Here is a 22,256-nt window from a genome sequence, read left to right as displayed (position 1 = left end):
CGACTACCTCGCGCCACCTATGGCACAGCCCCCCATCCTCGGCCTCGAAGGCATCGCCCTGCAACAGGGCGGCAAGTGGCTGTTCGGCGGCCCCGACCGCGAAGACCTGAACCTGCATATCGCCCCGCGCGACCGGCTCGCGCTGATCGGCCGCAATGGCGCGGGCAAGACGACGCTGTTCCGCCTGATCAACGACCAGATCGAAGCCGACCGGGGCGAGCGCAAGGTCAAGCCGAACCTGCGCATCGTCGTGCTGGAACAGGAACCCGATTTCTCCGGCTACGAGACGCTGATGGACTTCGCTCTCGACGGCGATCACGCCCCGGCAGAACACGAGGTCGAAGCCATCGCAGGCCAGCTCGGCATCGACATGACGACGCCCGCGAAGGGTGCGAGCGGCGGCGAGAAACGCCGCGCCGCCATCGCCCGCGCGCTTGCGCAGGATCCCGACCTCTTGCTGATGGACGAGCCGACCAACCACCTCGACCTTGCGGCGATCGACTGGCTCGAAAGCTGGCTCGACCGCTACAAGGGTGCGTTCGTGGTCATCAGCCACGACCGGACCTTCCTCAAGCGCCTGACCCGCGCGACCATCTGGCTCGACCGCGGGACGCTGCGCCGCAAGGAAGTGGGCTTCGGCGGCTACGAGGCCTGGGAAGAACAGGTTTATGCCGAGGAAGCGCGCGCGGCGGAAAAGCTCGACGCGAAGCTGAAGATCGAAGCCCACTGGCTCGAACGCGGCGTCACCGCGCGGCGCAAGCGCAACCAGGGGCGGCTCGAGAAACTGTGGCAGATGCGCGAACAGCGCGCCGCGATGATCTCGCCCAAGGGCAATGCAAAACTGGGCCTCGCGACCGAGGAGGAGTTCAAGTCCAAGTCGGTCATCGTCGCCGAGAACGTCTCCAAGTCCTATGGCGATCGCAAGATCATCCGCGACTTCACCCTGCGCATCCAGCGCGGCGACCGCATCGGCGTGGTTGGCGCGAACGGTGCGGGCAAGACGACGCTGCTCAAGCTGCTCACCGGCGAGCTGCAGCCCGACGAGGGCAAGATCGAGATTTCCAAGAAGCTCACCGGCGTAATGATCGACCAGCAGCGCACGCTGCTCGAAGGCGACAAGACGGTGCGGCAGGTGCTGGCCGAAGGCGGCGACTGGATCGACGTGCGCGGCAATCGCAAGCACGTGCAGGGCTATCTCAAGGACTTCCTGTTCGATCCCAAGGTGGTCGATACCAAGGTCGGCATCATGTCCGGCGGCGAGCGTTCCCGCCTGCTGCTGGCGCGCGAGTTTGCTCGCAAGTCGAACCTCCTCGTGCTCGACGAGCCGACCAACGACCTCGACCTCGAAACGCTCGACCTGTTGCAGGAAGTGATCGCGGATTACGAAGGCACGGTGCTGATCGTCAGCCACGATCGCGACTTCCTCGACAAGACGGTGACGGTCACGCTGGGCCTCGATGGCAGCGGCTATGTCGATATCGTCGCGGGCGGCTACGAGGACTGGGAAGCCAAGCGGCGCGAGCGCAACAAGGCGCCGTCGAAAGCCAAGGCGGCGAAGGCAGATACGCCCGCAGTGCCGCCGCCTCCCCCGCCGCCGAAGTCGTCCAAGCTCTCCTACAAGGACCAGCGCGACTACGAGCTGCTGCCCAAGCGGATCGAGGAACTGGAAGCGGCGATCGCGAAGGGCGAGGCGATCCTCGCCGACCCCGATCTCTACACCAGCGACCCGCAGCGTTTCGCGACGATCAGCAAGGGCCTCGAAAATGCCCGCGCCGAAAAGGACGCGGCCGAGGAACGCTGGCTCGAACTGGCGGAACTGGTCGAGGCATGAGCCTCGCAGGCGAAATTGCCGCCTGCACCCTCTGCCGCGACCATTTGCCGCACGGGGTCAGGCCGGTGGTCAGCTTCTCCGCAACGGCGAGGCTGCTCATCATCGGGCAGGCGCCCGGCTCGAAAGTCCATGAAAGCGGCATTCCGTGGGACGATGCGAGCGGTGACCGGCTGCGCGACTGGACCGGGCTGACGAAAGAGCAAATGTACGATCCGGCGCAGGTCGCTCTCGTGCCGATGGGGTTCTGCTATCCCGGCAAGGCGAGCGGCGGCGACAAGCCTCCGCGCAAGGAATGCGCCCCGGCCTGGCATGACCGCGTACTCGGCGAATTGCCCGACGACCGCCTCACACTGCTGGTCGGCACCTATGCGCAGGCACATTACCTGCCGGATGCGAAGAAGCTGCCGATGACCGAGCGGGTGCGGCACTTCCGCGATTACCTGCCACGCTTCCTTCCCCTGCCCCACCCGGCCTGGCGCAGCACGCTGTGGATGCGGCAGAACCCGTGGTTCGAGGAAGACGTGCTGGCCGTCCTGCGCGCCAAGGTCGCTCAGCGGATCCGGTAGAAATCCGCCACCCGGTCGAGCGCGAGCTTCAGAACCAGCTTGCCGCTGCGCGCAGGCCATTGGAGTGCCTTTTCCGCATCGGGCAGGCTCTCGCAGGCGCAGACGACGTGCCACAGGATATCTTGCAGCCCCCTGCCCGCTTCGCGCAGTGCGCCGTCGAACCGCTCCTTCGCGGCAAGCTGCCGTTCGGTCGGGGTCAGGCCTGCATCGCCGCCCTGCCCCCTGATCTTGACCGGGTCCCAGCGCATGGTGAGGTTCGGTCCGACCTGCGCACGCTCGTAGTCGGCACGCAGCCGCTCGCCTGCATCGAACAGCCGGTCGTCGAGATGCCCGCGCGCATGGAGCCAGCTAAGCGGCGATTCGGCGATATTGACCGTGACGGTGCGCTTCTTTCCGCGGGCGGAGCCGGCGCGGCGCGGTCCCTCTTCCGTCAGTTCGCGTTCGATCAGCGTGCGGCGCATCCGGCTCTCCCCTTTGTCTGCGAGACAAGGGCCTTGCCAAAATCGGCTAGCTGTAGGAAAGAAGAAAACCAATTTGGTTATTCGAGCAGGAGGCGCAGTTGATCAATCGCATCCGGGACTTGCGCAAGGCGAAGGGCTGGACTCTCGCCGACCTTGCCGAAGCGTGCGAGCCGCCGACCACTCCGCAGACCATCGGTCGCCTCGAGACCGGCATGCGCAATCTCTCGCTCAAATGGATGGAGCGGATTGCGGGTGCTCTCGGCGTCGAGCCCGACACTCTCGTCCGCGCCGACGGGACGCCGCATCCGAAAGTCGTCGCGCGGCTGACCGAGAGCGGTGCCGAGGCGCTCTCGCGCGAAACCGATGCAGTCCTGCCGACCGAGCTCGGCGGGGATGCCCCGCTGATGGTTCTCGCGATCGAGGCGAGCATGGGCGAATACCGCGCAGGCGACCAGCTGTGGCTCCGCCAGATCGCGCCGGAAGATGCGCCGAAGGCGATCAACCGCGACGTGCTCGTCCCCCGCCCGGGCGGCCGCTTCGCATTCGGCAGGCTGATCGACCGGCAGGGCACGCTTGTCGGCGTACTTCCGCCCGGGATCGGCCAGAAACAGCAGGTGGTCGACAAGCCCGCGTGGATTGCAGTCGCCGAAATGCTGCTGCGCCGGCTATAGGCGAGCTTCGATGCGCCGCCTCCTTTCCATCTCGACGCTCTATCCCAACGCGTCGGCGCCCCGTTTCGGCACTTTCGTCGCGCGCTCGCTCGAGGCGTTGGCGGAGCGCGGCGACTGGCATGTCACGCTGGTCAATCCGCTCGGCATTCCGCCCATCGCCTTCGGCAAATATCGCGCTCTCGCCGAAGCTGCCGTCGACGGCCGGGAGAACGGGGTCGAGGTCTATCGCCCGCGCTTCACCCTCCTCCCCAAGATCGGCGTGCGCAACAATCCGGCGGCGATTGCCAAGGCGGTGCTGCCGCTGGTCGAGCGGCTCCACGCGGAACAACCGTTCGACATGGTCGATGCGCAGTTCTTCTTCCCGGACGGTCCGGCTGCCGCATGGATCGCGCACAAGCTCGGCCTGCCCCTGTCGATCAAGGCGCGCGGCTCGGACATCACCTATTGGGGCGGCAAGGGCTTCGCGCGCGACCAGATGATCGACGCGGCGGAGCGCGCATCCGGACTTGTCGCAGTCTCGGAAGCGCTTGCGACGGACATGACTGCGCTCGGCATGCCGCGCGGTAAGATCGCCATCAATTACACCGGGCTCGACCGCGACCGCTTCCGCCCGCTCGACCATACGGGCCTGCGCGATACGCTCGGCCGGTCGCTCGGTATCGCATTGCCATCCGGCGGCCCGCTGCTGAGTTCGGTCGGGGCGCTGGTCCAGCGCAAGGGACAGGACCTCGTCATCGGCGCACTAGGCAACATGCCCGATGCGCACCTGATGCTCGTCGGCCAGGGCGAAGACGAGAAGCACCTGCGTAATCTCGCACGTGACCTGAGGGTCGCCGACAGGGTGCACTTCCTCGGCTCGGTCGACCACGACCTGCTGCCGGTCATTCTCTCTGCTTCGGATGCGATGGTGCTGCCCTCGGCGCGCGAGGGGCTGGCCAATGCATGGGTCGAAGCGCTCGCCTGCGGCACGCCGGTCGTGACGACCGATGTCGGCGGCGCGCGCGAACTCGTCACCAGCGAGACTGCCGGCGTGCTGGTCGAACGGAGCGTGGATTCGGTGACCGAGGGCATCAGGCGGATCGTTGCCGACCCGCCCGCATCATCGGACGTTGCCGCCCATGTCGATGCATTCAGCTGGGAGCGCAATGCCGCCGACCTCGCCGCCCATTACGAACGGCTGGTCGGCGGAAACTGAGCGCGATTACTGCTCGCCGCGGGCGATGCGTTCCTGCTTTTCGGCGACGCCTTCCTGCGGAACGAAGCTGTCCGAGTTGACGCCGAGCCAGATCAGGATCGGTGCAGCCATGTAGACCGAGCTGTAGGTACCCACGAAGATGCCGAGCGTGATCGCAGCGGTCAGCCCGAACAGGCTTTCCGGACCGAAGAACAGCAGCGGCAGCAGTGCCACGAGCAGGGTCAGCGAGGTCATCACCGTGCGTGCCAGCGTCTCGTTGACCGACAAGTCGAGCAGCTCGGGAAGCGGCATCTTGCGATACTTCTTCAGGTTCTCGCGGATGCGGTCGTAGACGACGATCGTATCGTTCAGCGAGTAACCGATGATCGCGAGGATCGCCGCGATGATCTGAAGGCTGAATTCGAGCTGGAACAGCGCGAACATCCCCAGTGTCAATGAGACGTCATGGAACAACGCGAAGAGCGCGCCCACGCCAAATTGCCACTCGAACCTGATCCAGATGTAGAGCGAGATTGCCGCCATCGCAGCGATCAGCGCCCATAGCGCTGTATCGCGGAATTCGCTCGATACCTTGCCCGACACGTTATCGTTGCCATCGAGGCGGAAGTCCTCGTGATTGGCTGCGATTTCCGCGACGATTTCATTGGCGATGCGCTGCGCCGCCTCGTTGTCGCCTTCGGCTTCCGCCGGCAGGCGGACGCGGATCGAGACCTGGTTGTCGGCGCCGAATTGCTGGACCACCGGCGAACCGTAGCCGAGCGATCCGACCTGCTCGCGCAGCTCGGGGATCGGCGCCTGTTCGCTCTGTTCGAAGGTCGCGCGGATTTCGAGACCGCCGGCGAAGTCGACGCCGTAGTTGAGCCCCTCGCTGAAGACCAGCGCCCAGCTCGCCAGGATCAGCAGGATGCTGACGATGTAGAACGGCGCGCGCCACTTGAGGAACTTGATGTTCGTGTTGTCGGGGACAAGCTTGAGAAGTCGCATGATCCAGCCCCTCCCTTAAATGTTGAGCTCGGTGGGCCGCGACTTGCGCAGCCAGTCGGCGACCCACATGCGGGTCAGGACGACGGCGGTGAAGACGCTGGTGAACAGGCCGATGATCAGGACGACCGCGAAGCCGCGGATCGGGCCCGAGCCGAACAGGAACAGCAGCACGCCGGCGATGAAGTTGGTCGCGTTCGCGTCGTAGATCGCGCGGCTTGCTTCCTTGTAGCCGTTCTCGACCGCGGCAACGACGCGGCGTCCGCGCTTGCGCTCTTCCGCGATACGTTCGTTGATCAGCACGTTCGCGTCGACCGCGGCACCGATGGTGAGGACGAAGCCCGCGATGCCCGGCAGGGTCAGCGTGGTGTTCGCCACCGCCATGATGCCGAGGATCATGCCGACGTTGAGGACCAGCGCGGCAGTCGCATAGACGCCGAAGCGACCATAGGTCGCAATCATCAGCGCGATGACCAGCAGCGTGCCGATCAGGATCGCGATCATGCCCTTCTCGATCGAGTCAGCGCCGAGGTCGGGGCCGACGGTGCGTTCCTCGACGATGGCGAGGTCGACCGGGAGTGCACCCGACTGTAGCGAGATCGCCAGCGCATAGGCGCTTTCGGTCGTGAAGTTGCCCGAGATCTGAGCCTGGCCGCCGTAGATCGGTTCGTTGAAGCTCGGCGCCGAGATCACTTCGCCGTCGAGGATGATGGCGAAGCGGCGATCGACGTTTTCCGAGCTCAGGCGGGCAAAGCGGGCACCGCCCTGCGCGTCGAACTGGATGTTGACCACCGGCTCGTTGGTTTGCGGGTCGACACCTGCGCGGGCATCGACGAGCGAGTCGCCCTGGATACCGCCGAGGCGGCGAACGGCCATGGAGAAGCCTTCCTGCCCGGTGCCTTCTGCGTAGGGCACGACCTGCGTGCCGGCGCGGATGGCGGTCGAAGCGGATTCGCTCGGGATAGCCTGCTGGAGCTGCGGGTCGACCAGCTTGAATTCGAGCCGCGCGGTCTGGCCGAGCAGCTGCTTGAGCTGTTCCGGATCGCTCAGGCCCGGGACCTGCACCACGATGCGGTCGCTGCCCTGGCGGATGATCGTCGGCTCACGCGTGCCGAGCGCGTCGATACGCTTGCGAACCACGTCGGTCGCGGCTTCCATCGCATTGTCGATCGCGAGGTCGAGACCGGCCTGGGTCGGCGAAAGCACGAAGCGCGTTTCGTCCATGACCTGGAGGTCCCACTCGCGCGTCAGCCCGGTGCCGTTAATCAGCGGGAGGATTTCCTCGCGCGCCCGGTCGACGTCGGCTGCACTCTCGACGAGGAAGCTGAGCTGGCCCCCACGGGTGGAGACATCGCCGATCTCGATGCGCGGATCGGCCGAACGCAGCGCGCTTTCGACCGCGCCTTCGAGGTTTTCCAGACGCTGGGCACGCACCTGCGCCGGATCGGCTTCGAGCAGGATGTGGCTACCGCCGGCAAGGTCGAGGCCGAGGTTGACCGTCGGGTCGGGCAGCTGGTCGGGCCAGCGGATATTGGCGGCGTTGAAGATCGAGGGCAGCGCGGCAAGGCACGCCAGCAGCGTCACGCCCCACAGCCAGACCTTCTTCCAGGTCGGAAATTCGAGCATTGTGTCTAGGCTCCGGCTCAGTCGTTGGCGGCTTTGCCGCCCGGCGGCACGATATCGCCGATGGTCGCCTTGACCGCCTTCACCCGGACGCCCTGGGCGATCTCGATATCGGCGTAGTCGTCGTCGACCTTGACCACCTTGCCGACGAGGCCGCCGGCGGTGACGACCTGGTCACCCTTCTTGATCGAGGCGATTTTTTCCCGGTGCTCCTTCTGCTGGCGCATCTGCGGGCGGATCAGGAGGAACCAGAAAACCGCGAAAATCGCGACCCACGGGAGGATCTGGAGCCAGAAAGGCGGCGCTTCACCAGCGCCCGCGGCGGAAAGAAAGTCGAGCATGTTCTAAAGCCTAGTCCTGAGAATTCGTCCTGCCATCGGGAGGTATGGGAAAGCCTCGCAGCACCCCCTTCGCCTCACCCTCGGCACAGGTGGGCGCGCCTAGCAGCAATGCAAGAGCGCTGCAATCGAAGCCGAGCGGTTGTGGGCAATCGGCCACAGTGGCTGAACAGGCCATTGCCCGCTTGCCTTGCCAAACCACCGGCCCTATAGCGCCGCCCTCCACTGGATCCGGGACGTAGCGCAGTCTGGTAGCGCATCACACTGGGGGTGTGGGGGTCGCTGGTTCGAATCCAGTCGTCCCGACCAGTGGAAGTTTTCTCTCCTCCTATAGGCTAATGCCCGAGCGCGGTTGCGCTGGCTTGCGGCGCGTCCTAACCGGCGTCGCCAAGGAGAGACAACGCATGACCGCCACCCCGACTTCAGGCCAGCCCTTCGCCGCCCGTTCCTGGCTCTTCGCGCCGGGCGACAGCGAGCGCAAGATGACCAAGGCCGCCGATGGCGAGGCGGATATCGTGCTGCTCGACCTGGAGGATTCGGTCAGCCCGGAAAACAAGGCTTCCGCGCGCGAACTGGTGCGCGACTTCATCGCCTCGCGAGAAGACAAGCACCGCATCTGGGTGCGCGTGAACCCGCTATCGGGCGAATATACCCGCGACGATCTCGATGCGATCATGCCGGCAGGCCCCGGCGGGCTTTTCCTGCCCAAGGCCGAGGGGCGCGAGGATGTCGAGACGCTCGACGAGCTGCTGACCAAGCTGGAGGCCGCCCACGGCATCGAGCATGGCGCGACCAAGGTGGCCGCGCTGGTCACCGAAACGCCCAAGGCCGTTTTTACCGCGGGCACATATGAGAATGCACCGCGCCTCGTCGGGATGAGCTGGGGCGCAGAGGATTTGTCGAGCGCGATCGGCGCACGCGTGCAGTTCGCCCCCAATGGCCAATACATGCCGGTGTTCGAGCTCGCCCGCAGCCTGTGCCTGCTTGGCGCGCATGCCGCGGGCGTGATGGCGATCGAGACGATCCAGGCCGACTTCCGCGACCTCGACGGTTTGCGGGAGCGCGCCAGGATGGTGCGCAGCCAGGGCTTCGGCGGGATGCTCGCTATCCACCCCGCTCAGGTGCCGGTGATCAACGAAGCCTTCACCCCGAGCGAGGAAGAAATCGCCCATGCGCGGGCGGTCGTCGCAGCCTTCGAGGCCAATCCGGGTGCCGGGACCGTCGGGCTGGACGGCGCGATGCTCGACCGGCCCCATCTGGCGCTTGCCGAAGCGCTCCTCGCCAGCGTTCGGAGTTAGTGGCGAGAATATTTTCCTACACGAACCTATTTGGTTAGTGCCGCACTCCCTTTTTGAAGGAGTCCCCAATGGCACTACTCGAATCGCTCATCGGACCGATCGCCTCGATCATCGACAAGATTATTCCCGACAAGGAAGCCCGCGCAAAGGCCAAGCTTGAATTGCTGCGCCTCGAAGGCACGCACGAGCTAGAACAGATCGAAGCCCGGCTCTCGGCCATCGTCGCGGAAGCCAATTCCGCCGCCCCCTGGACCAGCCGCGCCCGCCCCTCGTTTCTCTACGTCATCTATACGCTGTTGCTGTTCGCCCTCCCCATGGGCGTGCTGGCGGCGTTCAACCCCGCAACCGCGAGCGCAATCGCGACCGGCATGAACGCCTATCTCAACGGCCTGCCCGAACCCCTCTATGCTCTCTTCGGCACCGGCTATCTCGGCTACACGGCCGCGCGCCAGTGGGGGAAGATCAAGGGCGTCGAGCGTTAGGGGCGCGGACTGCGTAACAAGTGTAACTTTCCAACAGGCTTTGCGGGCGGCGCGCTGCCCGCTAAGCCGCTGGAATGAGCGTTCCGATCACCAATACCGTCTATGTCCTCAACGGACCGAACCTGAATCTCCTCGGCACGCGTGAGCCGGAGATCTACGGCTCCGAGACGCTCGACGATATTGCCGGTATGCTCGAAGACCGCGCCCGCGAACTCGGGCTGGAAGTCGAAGTCCGCCAGTCGAACCATGAAGGCCACCTCGTCGACTGGCTGCACGAGGCACAGGCCGAGGGCGCGCGCGCCGTGCTGCTCAACGCCGCGGCCTATACCCACACCTCCATCGCACTGCTTGATGCTATCAAGGCGATCCGCACGCCCGTGATCGAAGTCCACCTGTCGGACCCCAAAACGCGCGAGGCGTTCCGCCACACCTCCTATATCGGCATGGCTGCAGCGAAGACGGTCGAGGGGCACGGGGCAAAGAGCTACCTGATTGCGCTCGAAGCGGTCGCAAGTGGCGAAATCTGACCAATCGCCCCTTGCCAGCCACAATTCGCGCGAATAGTCACAGCCGCAACTAAATTTTGAGGGGCATTATGGCCGAAAAGAAAGCCGCCGGATCGCGCAATTCCGGCATGAACGTCGATACCAAACTGGTCCGCGAACTGGCGGAAATGCTCGGTGAAACCGGGCTGACGGAGATCGAGGTCGAAGACGGCGATCGCAAGATCAAGGTCTCGCGCGACTTCGGCAGCGCCGGCGGAATGGGCGGCAGCATTACGCCCGCACAGATCGCCGCTTTCGGCGCTCTCCAGGCTGGCGCAGCACCCGCTCCCGCCCCGGCGCCCGCTCCGGCACCCGCCGCTCCGGAAGCCCCGGCAGCCGAGGATCACGGCAATGCGATCAAGTCGCCGATGGTCGGCACCGTCTATCTCGCCCCGGAACCGGGCGCGGCGGACTTCGTGAAGGTCGGCGACAGCGTGAAGGAAGGCGACACCCTCCTGATCGTCGAAGCGATGAAGGTCATGAACCCGATCACCGCCGACAAGTCCGGCACGATCAAGGCGATCCTCGTCGAGAACGCCCAGCCGGTCGAATTCGACCAGCCGCTCGTCGTCATCGGTTAAGCGATGGGTATTTCACGCATATTGATCGCCAATCGCGGCGAAATCGCGCTGCGCATCCACCGCGCGGCGCACGAAATGGGTATCGAGACGGTCGCGGTCCATTCGACCGCCGATGCCGACGCGATGCACGTCCGCCTTGCCGACCACGCGGTTTGCATCGGCCCGCCGCCTGCAACCGACAGCTATCTCAACCACGCCGCGATCATCTCGGCGGCCGAGATCGCGCATTGCGATGCGATCCACCCGGGCTACGGCTTCCTTTCCGAGAACGCCAAGTTCGCGGAAATCGTGGAAGCGCACGACATCAAGTGGATCGGCCCCAAGCCCGAGCACATCGTGACGATGGGCGACAAGGTGATGGCCAAGAAGACGGCGGGCGAACTCGGCCTGCCGCTCGTCCCTGGCTCCGACGGGGCGATCAGCGATCCGGAAGAGGCGGCCAAGATCGCCGAGGAAATCGGCTATCCGGTAATCATCAAGGCGGCCAGCGGCGGCGGCGGTCGCGGCATGAAAGTGTGCGACAGCCCCGACAAGCTTGCCAGCCTGATGCAGCAGGCCGGCAGCGAGGCGAAGGCGGCTTTCGGCGACGCGACGGTCTATCTCGAGAAGTATCTCGGCAACCCGCGCCACATCGAATTCCAGGTTTTCGGTGACGGTAACGGCAACGCCATCCACCTCGGCGAGCGCGATTGCTCGCTCCAGCGTCGCCACCAGAAGGTTCTCGAAGAAGCGCCCAGCCCGGTTCTTTCGGCTGAAGAACGTCACCGTATGGGTGAGGTCTGCGCCGACGCGATGCGCAAGATGGGCTATCGCGGCGCGGGTACGATCGAATTCCTGTGGGAAGACGGCGAGTTCTACTTCATCGAAATGAACACCCGCCTGCAGGTCGAGCACCCGGTGACCGAGATGATCACCGGCGTCGACCTCGTGCGCGAACAGATCCGCATTGCCGACGGCAAGCCGCTGTCGGTGTCGCAGGAAGCGATCGCCTTCACCGGCCATGCGATCGAGTGCCGCATCAATGCGGAAGACCCGTTCACCTTCGCCCCTTCGCCCGGCAAGGTCACCGCCTATCACGCGGCGGGCGGCATGCATGTGCGCGTCGATAGCGGGCTCTATGCCGGCTATTCGATCCCGCCCTATTACGACAGCATGATCGCCAAGCTGATCGTCTACGGACGCAACCGCGAAGGCTGCATCATGCGCCTGCGCCGCGCGCTCGAGGAAATGGTGGTCGAAGGCGTCAAGACGTCGATCCCGCTCCACCAGGAACTGATCCGCCAGAACGACGTGCTCAACGGCGACTACTCGATCAAATGGCTCGAGGAGTGGCTCAAGGAACGCGAGGCCTGACGATGAGCGAAACCGGGATCATCGCTGTCGACGAATCCCGGTCTCGCGAAGTCCTCGACGTCATCACCCTCGCCTTCGCGCGCGACCCGGTCGCGCGCTTCTGGTGGACTGCGGCCGACCAGTACCTGCACTGGTGGCCGCGCTGGGTGGTGGCGATCGGTCGCAACGGCTTCAAGAGCGGCGGCGTCGATGCGTTCTCCGATTTCGGCGCCGCGGCGATCTGGCTGCCGCCGGGCATCGAAACCGACCCGGCCGATATCGCCGCGCTCGACATGCCTTCGGGCGAACCGGAAATAGATGCTTTGGGCGAAGCCCTGCAGGGCGAGATGGCGAAGTTCCACCCGCATGAGGATCACTGGTATCTCTGGACCCTCGGCGCCGATCCGGCCCGTCAGGGAGAGGGACTTGGCGGACGGCTGCTCGAGCACCGGCTGGCCGTTACAGACGATGCCGGAATGCCGGCGTATCTCGAAGCATCGAGCCCCGGGCTGGTCCCGTTCTACAAGCGCTACGGGTTTGAGCCGGTCGGCCTGATCGAAGTCTCTCCGGTCCCGCCGCTCGTTCCGATGTATCGCAAGCCGCGCTAGATCCTATTCCAGCGGCACGCCCGGTTCGTGCTTGCTCGTGCGGATCGTCAGCGAAGTCTTCACGCTTTCCACATTCGGCGCGGGCGTGAGCTTGCTGGTGAGGAATTCCTGGAAGCTTTGCAGGTCCTTGCTGACAACCTTCAGGATGAAGTCGATCTCGCCATTGAGCATGTGCACTTCGCGCACTTCGGGCAGCGCACGCATGGCTTCTTCGAATTCGCGCAGCGCATCTTCCGCCTGGCTTTTCAGGCTGACCATGGCGAACACGGTAATTGCAAAGCCCAGTTCGGAGGCGTTCAGCTCGGCGTGGTAGCCCTGGATGACGCCGCTTTCCTCGAGCGCGCGCACGCGGCGAAGGCACGGCGGTGCCGTCAGTCCAACCCTTTGGGCAAGCTCGACATTTGTCACGCGACCTTCGTTCTGCAGTTCTGCGAGCAGCCTGCGGTCGATCTCGTCAAGGTTAGCCATGCGACACCTTTCCCCTCATGACGCGATTCAAATAATCCGCGCCCCCGTAACGATTGCCGCCAAATACATCGCCAGCGGCTAATATTATTGTTTCTGACAGCAATTGTCCCGCTTTGCAACGGCCTGCTCAGTTGCAGTTCACGCCCTCTCCTATCGTGTTACAGACGCGAAGCGTCGCCACGGGGCAGCGCATGTTCCCGCCGGAGAAGAGATGCAGTTCGACGACCGCCTTGCTACCGTCTTGCGCCACCGCGCAGGCAGCGAGCGTGCGGCACGAACGCAGTTCCGCCAGCTCCTCGACCTGCTCGGCAGCCGCGACAGCACGCGCGACGAGAACCTCGCTGCGAAAGCCTGGCTCCGCCTCGGCGCGCTGGGAGAAATCATTCCGGCCAAGGACCGCGCGGCGATGATCGCCGATCCCGGCCTGCGCCTGCGCAATCCCGAATTGACCTATCACCTGGCCGAAGACGAGCCCGAAGTCGTTGCCGCCGCCCTCACCCATTCGCGGCTGAGCGAGCAGGAGTGGAACGCGCTCATCCCGCGCCTGCCGATCCGTGCGCGCGGCTTCCTGCGGCTACGGCGCGATTTGCCGCGGTCGACGACCGCCGTGCTCGATCGCCTCGGCATCCACGATCGCGGTTTGCCCGAGCCGCCGGGTGCCGCGACCGAAGAGGGCACTGCGCCCGCCGACATGGTCATCGAGGCTCCGGCAAAGGCGAAGGCAATTCCCGAGCCTGCCAATGACGCGACCGCACCGCTCGAGGACGAGCACGAAAGCGAGATCGGTGCACTCGTCAAGCGGATCGAGAGCTTCCGCAAGGCGCGCACCGCCCAGCCCACCGAAGCGGAAGCTCCGCGCCTGCCGCTTGGCGATACTGCATCCGGAAGCGTTTCCGCGCCGACCGGCTTCGCATTCACGACCGACATGGAAGGCCGCATCAACTGGGCCCAGCGCCATGTTGCAGCGCAGGTTATCGGCACGCGCCTCAAGGGGGAGACGATGCGCCGCGCGGTGCTGCTGCGCCAGCCGATCCATTCCGCTGCAATCGAGCTTGCCGGAGCCAAGGACGTCGAGGGTTCATGGGTCGTCGATGCGGCGCCGCGCTTCGCGCCGGGCGATGGCCGTTTCACCGGCTATGCGGGCATGTTCCGCCGCCCGCCGCAGAATGTCGGCATCCAGCTCGATGCGCAGGGAGCCGCCGAGGCCGATCGCCTGCGCCAGTTGCTCCACGAACTGCGCACCCCGGCCAACGCGATCCAGGGCTTTGCCGAGGTGATCCAGCAGCAGGTCTTCGGCCCCGCCCCGCACGAATACCGCGCACTGGCAGCCAATATCGCCTCGGACGGCGCACGCATCCTTGCCGGGTTCGAGGAACTCGACCGCCTGTCCAAGCTGGAAACCGGCGCGCTCGAGCTGGAGGACGGTGCCTGCGACCTCAACGCAATCGTCGACCGTCAGGTCGGGCAATTGCAGGACGCCCTGCGCACCCGCACTTCGGCATTCGACTACCAGTCCACTCCTGCCGGCACGATCGCCCTTTCCGGCACCGATTGCGAGGCGCTCATCTGGCGCCTTCTCGCGACGATCGCGGGCACGGCCGGCGCTGGCGAGGAACTGCGCGTCGAATTGTCGCGCGCCGGCCCGATGGCACGGCTCTGCTGCGAACTTTCGACCATTCTGGCAGCCGAGGACGACGTCTTTTCCGCAACCGTACAGGGCTCTTCCGGCGCGCTCAGCGCAGGTTCTTTCGGCCCCGGTTTCACCCTGCGGCTGGCACAGGCCGAAGCGCGCGCGGCGGGCGGTAACATCGCAAGGGTGGACGACTGGCTGCTGCTGACCCTCCCGGTCTTGACCGCATCGACCGCCGGACATAGCCAGAATCCCGCAGCCTAGGGCCGTCGCCCAGGGCATTTGGAGGGAAGGCTACCGGCACGGTGGACCGGTCAATCATCGAACCTCCCCCAGCGGGCTCGAAGGCGCAATTCGCGCCGGACTTCGGGCAGCGCGCGCTCCTTACCGTCGATACCGAGGAAGAGTTCGACTGGGACAAGCCTTTCAGCGCCGAAGGGCACGGTCTCGGCCATGTCCCGCGCCTCGCGAAGTTCCAGCAGTTCTGCGAGGGTCTCGGCGTCGTTCCGCTCTACCTGATCGACTACCCGATCGCGACTTCGCCGGAGGCTGCCGAAATCCTTTCCGGTCCTGTCAGGCAGGGCAAGGCGGAAATCGGCATCCAGCTCCACCCGTGGGTCAACCCTCCCTTCGAGGAAGATGTGACGGCGCACAACAGCTTCGCCGGCAACCTGCCGCGCGAGCTGGAGCGCGAGAAGTTCGCCCGGCTGAAGGGCGAGATCGAGCGCAATTTCCAAACCGCGCCGATGATCTACCGCGCCGGGCGTTACGGGCTCGGACCCGACAGTGGAGAGATGCTGGTCGATGCCGGTGTCGCCATCGATACGTCGGTCAGGCCGCTGTGGGACTATTCGCCTTTCGGGGGGCGCAACTACCTCGACCATCCGCTCGAGCCCTATTGGGTAGACGAGGCGCAATCGCTGCTCGAGCTTCCGCTGACCACGGTCCACTGGGGTTTGCTGCGCGAACTGGGACGCCGCCTTTCGCCAATGCTCGAGAAGGTGAACCGGCTTCCCGGTCTGTTCACCAAGCTCGGCCTGCTCGAGCGCATTCCGCTGACGCCCGAAGGCGTGTCGGTGGAGGAAGCCATTCGCGGCATCGACATCGCGCTCGACGACGGGCTGCCGCTGCTCGTCCTGTCCTTCCACAGCCCTTCGCTCGTGCCGGGCAACACGCCCTACGTGCGCAGCGAGGAAGATCTCGATCGCCTCTACGACTGGTGGCGCCGCGTTTACGGCTATCTCGAACTGCGCAGCGTGAAGCCGACCAGCGTCGAACACATCATGCGATCGGTCGTGCGCAAGTGATCGCCCGCGATCGCAACGCCTTGATAGTTGAGAGGCCGCGCTGTAACGCGCGCTGGCTCGACGGCATCTGGGGGCCTGTAGCTCAGCGGTTAGAGCTGGCCGCTCATAACGGCTAGGTCGCGGGTTCGAATCCTGCCGGGCCCACCGGATGTCCCTTCCATGACAGCAAAAGTGCAGCCGCTTTGCCGCAAAGCACGATTTGTCGCGAAAGACGTTGAGATAGGCGTGCAATGCCTCTAGAGGCGCGCGCACGGTCGGGGAGTGGCGCAGCCTGGTAGCGCACCTGTTTTGGGTACAGGGGGTCGCTGGTTCGAATCCAGTCTCCCCGACCAGCATCTTGGGACTCGGAAGTGTCCGGGGGACACTTTCGGCCAGAATGCTCCCAAGCGAAGCGAGGGAGGCGGCACGATGAATACTCGACCTACCGCACTCCGGACATCCTCCATCGACACGCGTGCGATCTGGGCGATCGCCCTCCCCGCCATGCTGACCAATGTCGCGACCGCGCTGATCGGGCTCGGCGACATGTGGATCGTCGGCCGGCTGGGCGATGCCTCGGCGCAAGGGGCGGTCGATGTCGGCGCGCGCCTGTTCGCGGTGCTTTTTACCGTGATGAATTTCCTCAAGACCGGGACCACCGGCCTCGTCGCGCAGGCAGGCACGCGTGAGGGTGAGGACGCACAGGCACAGATCCTGCTACGCGGACTCATCGTCGGCCTCGCCATCGCGGCGACCCTGCTCGTGCTCAAGCCGGTCCTGCTGCCGTGGCTGCTCGCCACGCTGGGCGCGCAGGGCGACGTGATGGGGGCAGCGAGCGTCTATGCCGAAATCCGCTACTGGTCCGCCCCGGCGGTGATGGCCAATCTCGCCCTCGTCGGCTTCCTCGTAGGTCGCCGGAAGATGACCGCCGTGCTGATCTTCGAGGTCGGCTACAACCTGCTCAATGTCGCACTCGGCCTGTGGTTCGTGCTCGGTCTCGACATGGGTATCGCCGGGATCGGCTGGTCGAGCTTCATCGCGGAATATGCCAAGCTGGCAGTGGTCGCCGCCTTCGTCTGCCGCGGCGAGACGCTGGTGCGGCTGGCCTCGGCAGCGCGGCAGGGTGCGAGCTATTCGTGGGGCTCGCTTCGCCCGTTCCTGTCGGTCAACCGCGACCTGTTCCTGCGCACGGTCATCCTGATGGTCGCCCTCGCCACCCTCACCCGCTTGAGCGCGGAACGCGGCGAAGTCGTGCTGGCTGCGAACGGCATCATCTACCAGATCTTCGTCTTCACCGCCCTCTTGCTCGACGGGTTCGAGAACGCCGCACAGGTCCTCAATGGCGAGCGCTTCGGGGCGCGCGACCGCCGCGGTTTCGTCGCTTATCTCAAGGCCATCCTGCTGCGCGGCTTCGCGGCTGCCGCCTTTGTCGCCTTCGCCTATTTCTGGCTCGCAGAGCCAGTGCTCCGCAGTTTCGCCGCGACCGATAATGTGGCGCAGGCGGCAATCGATGTCGCCCCATGGCTGCTGGTGATTCCCTTCGCCGGGGTCGCGGGCTTCGTGTTCGACGGGATATTCGTCGGCGCGAGCTGGACGCGCGCGCTGCTCATCTCGATGGCTGGTTCGGCGATCGTCTTCGCGCTCGCGCTATGGTTGACCTGGCCGCTCGGCAACCACGGGCTGTGGCTCTCGTTCAGCCTGTTTCTGTTGGTCCGGGCGGTGCTTCAGATCGCACTCCTGCCGCGCCTCGTTTCGCGCGACTTGCCCGAAGCGCAGGAAATCACTCCGCAGGTTTGATCGGCCCCGGCTCGTTGGCGAGGATGCCGACGACCTGCGTCCACACCGCGACATTCTGGCGCAGCTGGACCGGATCGATCTTGTCGAGCGTGTCGTCCGGCGTGTGGTGCAAGTCGAAATAGCGCGTGCCGTCCTGCTGCAGGTCGATGATCGCCGTGCCCTGGTCGCGCGCGATGTTGATGTCCGCCCCGCCGCTCGCGACATTGGTCGAGTTTGCCACACCGAAGCGCGCAACCGCTGCTGCCAGCTTTGCGTGCAGTTCCGGGTTGCTCTCGCGGAAATTGCTTTCGAAGCGCCAGATGCGGTCCGCACCGAAATCGCTTTCGAGGCCGACGGCGATCGGCTCGTCGATATGCGCGGCACTGTAGGCTTTCGAGCCCCACAGGCCGGTTTCCTCAGCGCCCGCCATCAGCACGCGAATGGTGCGCAGCGGCTGGCCGGTGTGCGACACGTGGAGCGCGGCTGCCGAAACGATGCCGCAGCCCGCGCCATCGTCGAACGCGCCGGTTCCGTTCCACCAGCTGTCGATGTGACATGCGATCAGGACCGGCGGGAGCGAGGGATCGCGCCCGACGATCTCGCCCACCACATTGCCGCTCAGCGTCGTGCCGAGCTGCTGCGGGGTCAGCGTCAGTTTCATGGTGATCGGCTGGCCATCGGCCCGCGCGAACATGCGCTCGAGATTGGCCGCATCGGGCAGCGAGAGCGCACCAGCGGGGGTCGGCGCGACACCTTCCGGGAAGCCCGCCCCGCCAGTGTGCGGATTGCGGTGGTAGTCGGTGCCGACCGACTTGATCACGGTCGCAACCGCCCCCTTGCTCGCCGCTATGCCCGAACCGACCCAGCGGGCCGGACCGGCAAAGCCGTATTGCGAGCCGTCCTGCGTCGGCGTCATGCTGTGCGAGATGAACGCGATCTTGCCTGCGAGACTGCCATCGGGAGCTGCCATGAGCTCGGCGACATTGCGGAAATAGACCACCTCTGCGGTGATGCCGTCAGGGCCGGTAGACGCCGTTCCGCCGAGCGGCTGGACGACCAGCGGCTGCGGGAACGGGCTGAGGATTTCCGCCTTGTGCAGGTCGCCCGGGACCCAGGTTTCCATCTCGAACGGCTCGTCGGCAACGTTCCGGAAGCCCTGCTCCTTGAGCCATGCGACCGCCCAGTCGCGGCCGCGCTTTTCCGCCTCGGTCCCCGCCTGGCGCGGGCCGACCTCGGTCGTGATCCCCTCGACGAAGTCCCACGCGATCGTATCCTGCGTGAGCGCGGCATTGGCCATTTGCTCGAGCGTCATCGAGCCATGATCGTCAGCCTGTGCGGTCGTGGTGGCGGCGAGGGAAAGCGAAAGCGCGGTGAGCGCGAGCAGCGACTTGTTCATGGCGAGGCTTGCTATCGGCGCGCGTGGAACCTGTCCAGCGCGCAGATAGGTGGGCCTAGGCCGCTGCCACCCATGCCGGAACCGAGTCCCCGTCTTCCAGATCGGCAACACGTTCGTCGGATGCAGCCACGACCATGTCGCGCCCGCCTTCCTTGGCGGCGTAGAGCGCTTCGTCGGCGCGGGCGAACCAGCCCGGATAGCGTTCGCCTGGCTGCAGCCCTGCAACACCGAAGCTGGCGGTCAGGCGCATGTGCTTGGGCATGCCGTCGATCTGCTCGATGGCGAAAATCTTGCGAATGCGCGTTGCAAGGCGCTCGGCGGCCTGTTCGTCGCAGTTCCACACGAGAATGCAGAATTCCTCGCCGCCGATGCGGCCCGAAATGTCGGCATCGCGGATCTGCCCTTCGATCAGGCGCCCGAATTGCGCGATGGCGCTGTCGCCGGTCTGGTGGCCCCACAGGTCGTTGACCTGCTTGAAGTGGTCGATATCGGCGACGACAAGAGCAAGCGGGACATTCGCGTTCCTGGCCCGCTCCATCTTGAGCTGGACTTCGTGCTCGAAAGACTGGCGGTTCCTGAGACCGGTCAGGCCGTCGCGATTGGCACGGTCTTTCACCGATCCAAGGAGGTCCGAAACGCAGGCCCCGAACAGCGTAATCGCGGTGACCAGCGACATGATCGTGAGCGCAAGGTTGAGCACCGAGTAGTAGATCGATTCCCGGTAATCGGCGGCCGGGATATTCTGCTCGATCAGCAGCGTCAGGACCGGACGGACGAAGAAATTGATCGCGCTCAGCGCGAAGAAGATGATCACCAACGTGTCGAACAACTCACGCCGGCGCGAGCGCACCAGGGCCATCGCGCCGAGCGTGAACATGATGCCGTAGCCGGTATTCACGATGTAGAGGCGCGGCGCCACGTCGCTCGATACGCCGACGGAAACCGCGAGCGTCGCTGCCGAAATCGCATAGACGAGCGCGAGGGCACCGAATGGTGTTTCCTGGCCGACGCGGGTTACCGCGCCCCAGATCACGCTGACGGTGCCGAGCGTGTAAAACAGCTGGGTGGAGTGGAACAGGTAGGGCGACGTCACGTCGAAAACGTGGGTGACGGTAAAGCCGATCGCGAAGAACGCGTAGGAACCGGCAAAGCCGAGCACGTGGTTACCCATCTGCCCGCGCCACCACAGCAGCAGGAAGACGGCCACAAAGACCAGCGCCATCAGCGGCGTAACAAGTCCTACGATCTGGCTTTGCATATCCCCGTCCAAGTTCCCGAACCGCGTCCTAACCGGTCAAGGTTAACCACCCGTTGAATTTTCGGCGAAAATGGAGCGGAAGGCCGGTCACCGCACAAAACCGGCCCGCCGGCGCCACCGCGCGCTTGCCCGAAGCGCCTTCAGTCCCTATCTGCGCGGGCAAATCCCGTTCACCCGAATTACCCCGAAGGATCGCCTCCGATGTCCGCGCAATACGCCTTTGTCATGAAGAACATGACCAAGTCTTTCCCCGGTGCCCAGAAGCCGGTGCTGAGCAATATCAACCTGCAGTTCTACCAGGGTGCGAAGATCGGCATCGTGGGTCCGAACGGCGCGGGCAAGTCGACGCTCATGAAGATCATGGGCGGTATCGACACCGATTTCCTGGGCGAGGCATGGCCGGGCGAGAACATCACCGTCGGCTACCTCCCGCAGGAACCTGAGCTCGACCCGACCAAGACGGTGCTCGAAAACGTTAAGGACGGCGCACGCGAGACGGCCGACATGGTCGATCGCTTCAATGCAATCAGCGCCGAAATGGGCGATCCGCAGGACGACACCGATTTCGATGCGCTAATGGCCGAAATGGGCGAGCTGCAGGAAAAGATCGACGCGGTCGACGGGTGGACGCTCGACAACCAGCTCGAAATCGCGATGGAAGCGCTGCGCTGCCCGCCTTCGGACATGGGCGTCGAAAGCCTTTCCGGCGGTGAGAAGCGCCGCGTCGCCCTCACCCGTCTGCTGATCCAGAAGCCGTCGATCCTGCTGCTCGACGAGCCGACCAACCACCTCGACGCCGAAAGCGTCCAGTGGCTCGAAAACCACCTCAAGGAATATGCGGGTGCGGTGCTGATGATCACCCACGATCGCTACTTCCTCGACAATGTCGTCGAATGGATCCTCGAGCTCGATCGCGGGTCCTACTACCCGTACGAAGGCAACTACTCGACCTATCTCGAAAAGAAGGCCAAGCGCCTCGAACAGGAAGCGCGCGAGGAAAGCGGCCGCCAGAAGGCCCTGTCGCGCGAGCTCGAGTGGATCCGGCAGACGCCGGCCGCGCGCCAGACCAAGTCGAAGGCGCGTATCCGCAAGTTCGAACAGCTCCAGGAAGCGCAGGGCGACCGCAAGCCCGGCAAGGCGCAGATCGTCATCCAGGTGCCCGAGCGCCTTGGCGGCAAGGTCATCGAGGCGAAGAACATCTCGAAGGCCTATGGCGACAAGCTGCTGTTCGAAGACCTCAGCTTCTCGCTTCCGCCCGGCGGCATCGTCGGCGTTATCGGCCCCAACGGCGCGGGCAAGTCCACGCTGTTCAAGATCATCACCGGCCAGGAAACGCCCGACAGCGGCACGATCGAGATCGGCGACACCGTGCGCCTCGGATATGTCGACCAGAGCCGCGACGACCTGACGCCTTCGAACAACGTGTGGGAGGAAATCTCCGACGGGCTCGATTACATGAAGGTCAACGGCCACGACATGAGCACGCGTGCCTATGTCGGCGCGTTCAACTTCAAGGGCGCGGACCAGCAGAAAAACGTCGGCAAGCTATCGGGTGGTGAACGCAACCGCGTCCACATGGCCAAGATGCTCAAGACCGGCGGCAACGTCCTCCTGCTCGACGAGCCGACCAACGATCTCGACGTCGAAACCCTCGCCGCGCTCGAAGACGCGATCGAGAACTTCGCCGGCTGCGCCGTGGTCATCTCGCACGACCGCTTCTTCCTCGACCGCCTCGCAACGCACATCCTCGCCTTCGAGGGCGACAGCCACGTTGAATGGTTCGAGGGCAACTTCGAAGCCTACGAAGAAGACAAGCGCCGCCGCATGGGCGACGCTGCGGATCGTCCGACCAGGTTGGCCTACAAGAAGCTCACGCGTTAATTGCTAATAAATGTCAGTCCTGCCAAGCGCCACGCGACCTTGGGGGACT

At 65.0% G+C, this 22,256-nt stretch carries 21 protein-coding genes and 3 tRNA genes; 17 read left to right on the top strand and 7 right to left on the bottom strand.

Features of this window, described 5'->3' with window-relative positions; translation table 11 throughout:
* Nucleotides 1-19: 19 nt before the first annotated feature.
* Complete coding sequence (locus EO245_RS07160) at nt 20-1,831, top strand: ABC-F family ATP-binding cassette domain-containing protein (RefSeq protein ID WP_128892277.1); 1,812 nt, start codon at nt 20-22, stop codon at nt 1,829-1,831.
* Entirely contained in the window at nt 1,828-2,397 is a 570-nt protein-coding gene (locus EO245_RS07155; RefSeq protein ID WP_128892276.1) for a uracil-DNA glycosylase family protein, read from the top strand. Before EO245_RS07160 ends, EO245_RS07155 begins: the two co-directional genes overlap by 4 nt.
* Here EO245_RS07155 and EO245_RS07150 read toward each other — a convergent pair.
* Nucleotides 2,382-2,858 (bottom strand): DUF6456 domain-containing protein, encoded by a 477-nt coding sequence (locus EO245_RS07150; RefSeq protein ID WP_128892275.1) that lies wholly within the window; start codon nt 2,856-2,858, stop codon nt 2,382-2,384. The genes EO245_RS07155 and EO245_RS07150 overlap by 16 nt on opposite strands.
* Nucleotides 2,859-2,956: 98 nt before the next feature.
* Between EO245_RS07150 and EO245_RS07145 the strand changes: the two genes are divergently transcribed.
* Nucleotides 2,957-3,529 carry a helix-turn-helix domain-containing protein gene (locus EO245_RS07145; protein WP_128892274.1) on the top strand — a complete coding sequence of 191 codons (573 nt, stop codon included), beginning with the start codon at nt 2,957-2,959 and terminating at the stop codon, nt 3,527-3,529.
* Between the two features lie 10 nt (nt 3,530-3,539).
* A complete protein-coding gene (locus tag EO245_RS07140; protein ID WP_128892273.1) occupies nt 3,540-4,724 on the top strand; it encodes a glycosyltransferase in 1,185 nt (394 codons plus the stop codon).
* Nucleotides 4,725-4,730: 6 nt separating this feature from the next.
* Here EO245_RS07140 and secF read toward each other — a convergent pair whose 3' ends face one another.
* Genes secF through yajC form a run of 3 tightly spaced genes read right to left on the bottom strand, consistent with a single transcriptional unit; the run spans nt 4,731 to nt 7,669 of the window.
* Nucleotides 4,731-5,708 carry a protein translocase subunit SecF gene (secF, locus tag EO245_RS07135; protein ID WP_128892272.1) on the bottom strand — a complete coding sequence of 326 codons (978 nt, stop codon included), beginning with the start codon at nt 5,706-5,708 and terminating at the stop codon, nt 4,731-4,733.
* A gap of 15 nt (nt 5,709-5,723) precedes the next feature.
* Nucleotides 5,724-7,331 (bottom strand): protein translocase subunit SecD, encoded by a 1,608-nt coding sequence (gene secD / locus EO245_RS07130; RefSeq protein WP_128892271.1) that lies wholly within the window; start codon nt 7,329-7,331, stop codon nt 5,724-5,726.
* A gap of 17 nt (nt 7,332-7,348) precedes the next feature.
* Nucleotides 7,349-7,669, bottom strand: a complete 321-nt coding sequence (gene yajC, locus EO245_RS07125; RefSeq protein WP_128892270.1) for a preprotein translocase subunit YajC — start codon at nt 7,667-7,669, stop codon at nt 7,349-7,351.
* A 229-nt stretch (nt 7,670-7,898) separates the two neighbouring features.
* Here yajC and EO245_RS07120 point away from each other — a divergent pair.
* From EO245_RS07120 to EO245_RS07090, 7 genes are all read left to right on the top strand, one after another.
* Nucleotides 7,899-7,975 (top strand) — tRNA-Pro (locus tag EO245_RS07120).
* Nucleotides 7,976-8,070: 95 nt separating this feature from the next.
* Nucleotides 8,071-8,964 (top strand): CoA ester lyase, encoded by an 894-nt coding sequence (locus EO245_RS07115; RefSeq protein ID WP_128892269.1) that lies wholly within the window; start codon nt 8,071-8,073, stop codon nt 8,962-8,964.
* A gap of 68 nt (nt 8,965-9,032) precedes the next feature.
* Nucleotides 9,033-9,446: a holin family protein gene (locus tag EO245_RS07110; RefSeq protein ID WP_128892268.1), complete on the top strand. Its 414-nt coding sequence runs from the start codon at nt 9,033-9,035 to the stop codon at nt 9,444-9,446.
* A gap of 74 nt (nt 9,447-9,520) precedes the next feature.
* Complete coding sequence (aroQ, locus tag EO245_RS07105; RefSeq protein ID WP_370246024.1) at nt 9,521-9,973, top strand: type II 3-dehydroquinate dehydratase; 453 nt, start codon at nt 9,521-9,523, stop codon at nt 9,971-9,973.
* Between the two features lie 68 nt (nt 9,974-10,041).
* Nucleotides 10,042-10,572: an acetyl-CoA carboxylase biotin carboxyl carrier protein gene (accB, locus tag EO245_RS07100; RefSeq protein WP_128892267.1), complete on the top strand. Its 531-nt coding sequence runs from the start codon at nt 10,042-10,044 to the stop codon at nt 10,570-10,572.
* Between the two features lie 3 nt (nt 10,573-10,575).
* On the top strand, nt 10,576-11,925 hold the full coding sequence (gene accC / locus EO245_RS07095; RefSeq protein WP_128892266.1) for an acetyl-CoA carboxylase biotin carboxylase subunit: 1,350 nt from the start codon (nt 10,576-10,578) through the stop codon (nt 11,923-11,925).
* 2 nt (nt 11,926-11,927) lie between these two features.
* Nucleotides 11,928-12,512 carry an N-acetyltransferase gene (locus tag EO245_RS07090; RefSeq protein WP_164931279.1) on the top strand — a complete coding sequence of 195 codons (585 nt, stop codon included), beginning with the start codon at nt 11,928-11,930 and terminating at the stop codon, nt 12,510-12,512.
* Nucleotides 12,513-12,515: 3 nt separating this feature from the next.
* On the opposite strand, the gene EO245_RS07085 is transcribed toward EO245_RS07090, so the two are convergent.
* A complete protein-coding gene (locus EO245_RS07085) occupies nt 12,516-12,980 on the bottom strand; it encodes an Lrp/AsnC family transcriptional regulator (protein WP_128892264.1) in 465 nt (154 codons plus the stop codon).
* A 211-nt stretch (nt 12,981-13,191) separates the two neighbouring features.
* On the opposite strand from EO245_RS07085, the gene EO245_RS07080 reads away from it, so the two are divergent.
* From EO245_RS07080 to EO245_RS07060, 5 genes are all read left to right on the top strand, one after another.
* Nucleotides 13,192-14,874: a histidine kinase dimerization/phospho-acceptor domain-containing protein gene (locus EO245_RS07080; RefSeq protein WP_128892263.1), complete on the top strand. Its 1,683-nt coding sequence runs from the start codon at nt 13,192-13,194 to the stop codon at nt 14,872-14,874.
* Nucleotides 14,875-14,915: 41 nt separating this feature from the next.
* On the top strand, nt 14,916-15,917 hold the full coding sequence (locus EO245_RS07075; RefSeq protein WP_128892262.1) for a polysaccharide deacetylase family protein: 1,002 nt from the start codon (nt 14,916-14,918) through the stop codon (nt 15,915-15,917).
* A 71-nt stretch (nt 15,918-15,988) separates the two neighbouring features.
* Nucleotides 15,989-16,061, top strand: a tRNA-Ile gene (locus EO245_RS07070).
* 111 nt (nt 16,062-16,172) lie between these two features.
* Nucleotides 16,173-16,249 (top strand) — tRNA-Pro (locus EO245_RS07065).
* A gap of 76 nt (nt 16,250-16,325) precedes the next feature.
* A complete protein-coding gene (locus tag EO245_RS07060; RefSeq protein WP_128892261.1) occupies nt 16,326-17,693 on the top strand; it encodes an MATE family efflux transporter in 1,368 nt (455 codons plus the stop codon).
* Here the strand turns inward: EO245_RS07060 and EO245_RS07055 are convergent.
* Together EO245_RS07055 and EO245_RS07050 are read right to left on the bottom strand one after the other, a co-directional pair.
* Complete coding sequence (locus EO245_RS07055; protein ID WP_128892260.1) at nt 17,677-19,068, bottom strand: M28 family peptidase; 1,392 nt, start codon at nt 19,066-19,068, stop codon at nt 17,677-17,679. The two genes, EO245_RS07060 and EO245_RS07055, sit on opposite strands and share 17 nt — an antisense overlap.
* A 55-nt stretch (nt 19,069-19,123) precedes the next feature.
* A complete protein-coding gene (locus tag EO245_RS07050; protein WP_128892259.1) occupies nt 19,124-20,326 on the bottom strand; it encodes a diguanylate cyclase in 1,203 nt (400 codons plus the stop codon).
* A gap of 201 nt (nt 20,327-20,527) precedes the next feature.
* Between EO245_RS07050 and ettA the strand changes: the two genes are divergently transcribed.
* The gene (gene ettA / locus EO245_RS07045; protein ID WP_128892258.1) at nt 20,528-22,207 is read left to right on the top strand and encodes an energy-dependent translational throttle protein EttA; all 1,680 of its coding nucleotides are present in this window, start codon (nt 20,528-20,530) and stop codon (nt 22,205-22,207) included.
* The last annotated feature ends 49 nt before the right edge of the window (nt 22,208-22,256 follow it).

Source organism: Erythrobacter sp. HKB08 (genome assembly GCF_004114695.1).
Classification (GTDB): Bacteria; Pseudomonadota; Alphaproteobacteria; order Sphingomonadales; family Sphingomonadaceae; genus Parerythrobacter_A.
The sequence above is the reverse complement of the archived record's forward strand: the minus strand, read 5'-3'. Positions and strand labels throughout refer to the sequence as shown.

Coding starts and splice junctions, on each gene's coding strand:
- accC (WP_128892266.1), top strand. CDS start 10,576: ATGGGTATTTCACGCATATTGATCGCCAATCGCGGCGAAATCGCGCTG.
- EO245_RS07110 (WP_128892268.1), top strand. CDS start 9,033: ATGGCACTACTCGAATCGCTCATCGGACCGATCGCCTCGATCATCGAC.
- EO245_RS07085 (WP_128892264.1), bottom strand. CDS start 12,980: ATGGCTAACCTTGACGAGATCGACCGCAGGCTGCTCGCAGAACTGCAG.
- EO245_RS07150 (WP_128892275.1), bottom strand. CDS start 2,858: ATGCGCCGCACGCTGATCGAACGCGAACTGACGGAAGAGGGACCGCGC.
- EO245_RS07155 (WP_128892276.1), top strand. CDS start 1,828: ATGAGCCTCGCAGGCGAAATTGCCGCCTGCACCCTCTGCCGCGACCAT.
- accB (WP_128892267.1), top strand. CDS start 10,042: ATGGCCGAAAAGAAAGCCGCCGGATCGCGCAATTCCGGCATGAACGTC.
- EO245_RS07090 (WP_164931279.1), top strand. CDS start 11,928: ATGAGCGAAACCGGGATCATCGCTGTCGACGAATCCCGGTCTCGCGAA.
- EO245_RS07060 (WP_128892261.1), top strand. CDS start 16,326: ATGAATACTCGACCTACCGCACTCCGGACATCCTCCATCGACACGCGT.
- aroQ (WP_370246024.1), top strand. CDS start 9,521: ATGAGCGTTCCGATCACCAATACCGTCTATGTCCTCAACGGACCGAAC.
- EO245_RS07115 (WP_128892269.1), top strand. CDS start 8,071: ATGACCGCCACCCCGACTTCAGGCCAGCCCTTCGCCGCCCGTTCCTGG.
- secF (WP_128892272.1), bottom strand. CDS start 5,708: ATGCGACTTCTCAAGCTTGTCCCCGACAACACGAACATCAAGTTCCTC.
- EO245_RS07140 (WP_128892273.1), top strand. CDS start 3,540: ATGCGCCGCCTCCTTTCCATCTCGACGCTCTATCCCAACGCGTCGGCG.
- EO245_RS07050 (WP_128892259.1), bottom strand. CDS start 20,326: ATGCAAAGCCAGATCGTAGGACTTGTTACGCCGCTGATGGCGCTGGTC.
- EO245_RS07055 (WP_128892260.1), bottom strand. CDS start 19,068: ATGAACAAGTCGCTGCTCGCGCTCACCGCGCTTTCGCTTTCCCTCGCC.
- yajC (WP_128892270.1), bottom strand. CDS start 7,669: ATGCTCGACTTTCTTTCCGCCGCGGGCGCTGGTGAAGCGCCGCCTTTC.
- EO245_RS07080 (WP_128892263.1), top strand. CDS start 13,192: ATGCAGTTCGACGACCGCCTTGCTACCGTCTTGCGCCACCGCGCAGGC.
- secD (WP_128892271.1), bottom strand. CDS start 7,331: ATGCTCGAATTTCCGACCTGGAAGAAGGTCTGGCTGTGGGGCGTGACG.
- ettA (WP_128892258.1), top strand. CDS start 20,528: ATGTCCGCGCAATACGCCTTTGTCATGAAGAACATGACCAAGTCTTTC.
- EO245_RS07160 (WP_128892277.1), top strand. CDS start 20: ATGGCACAGCCCCCCATCCTCGGCCTCGAAGGCATCGCCCTGCAACAG.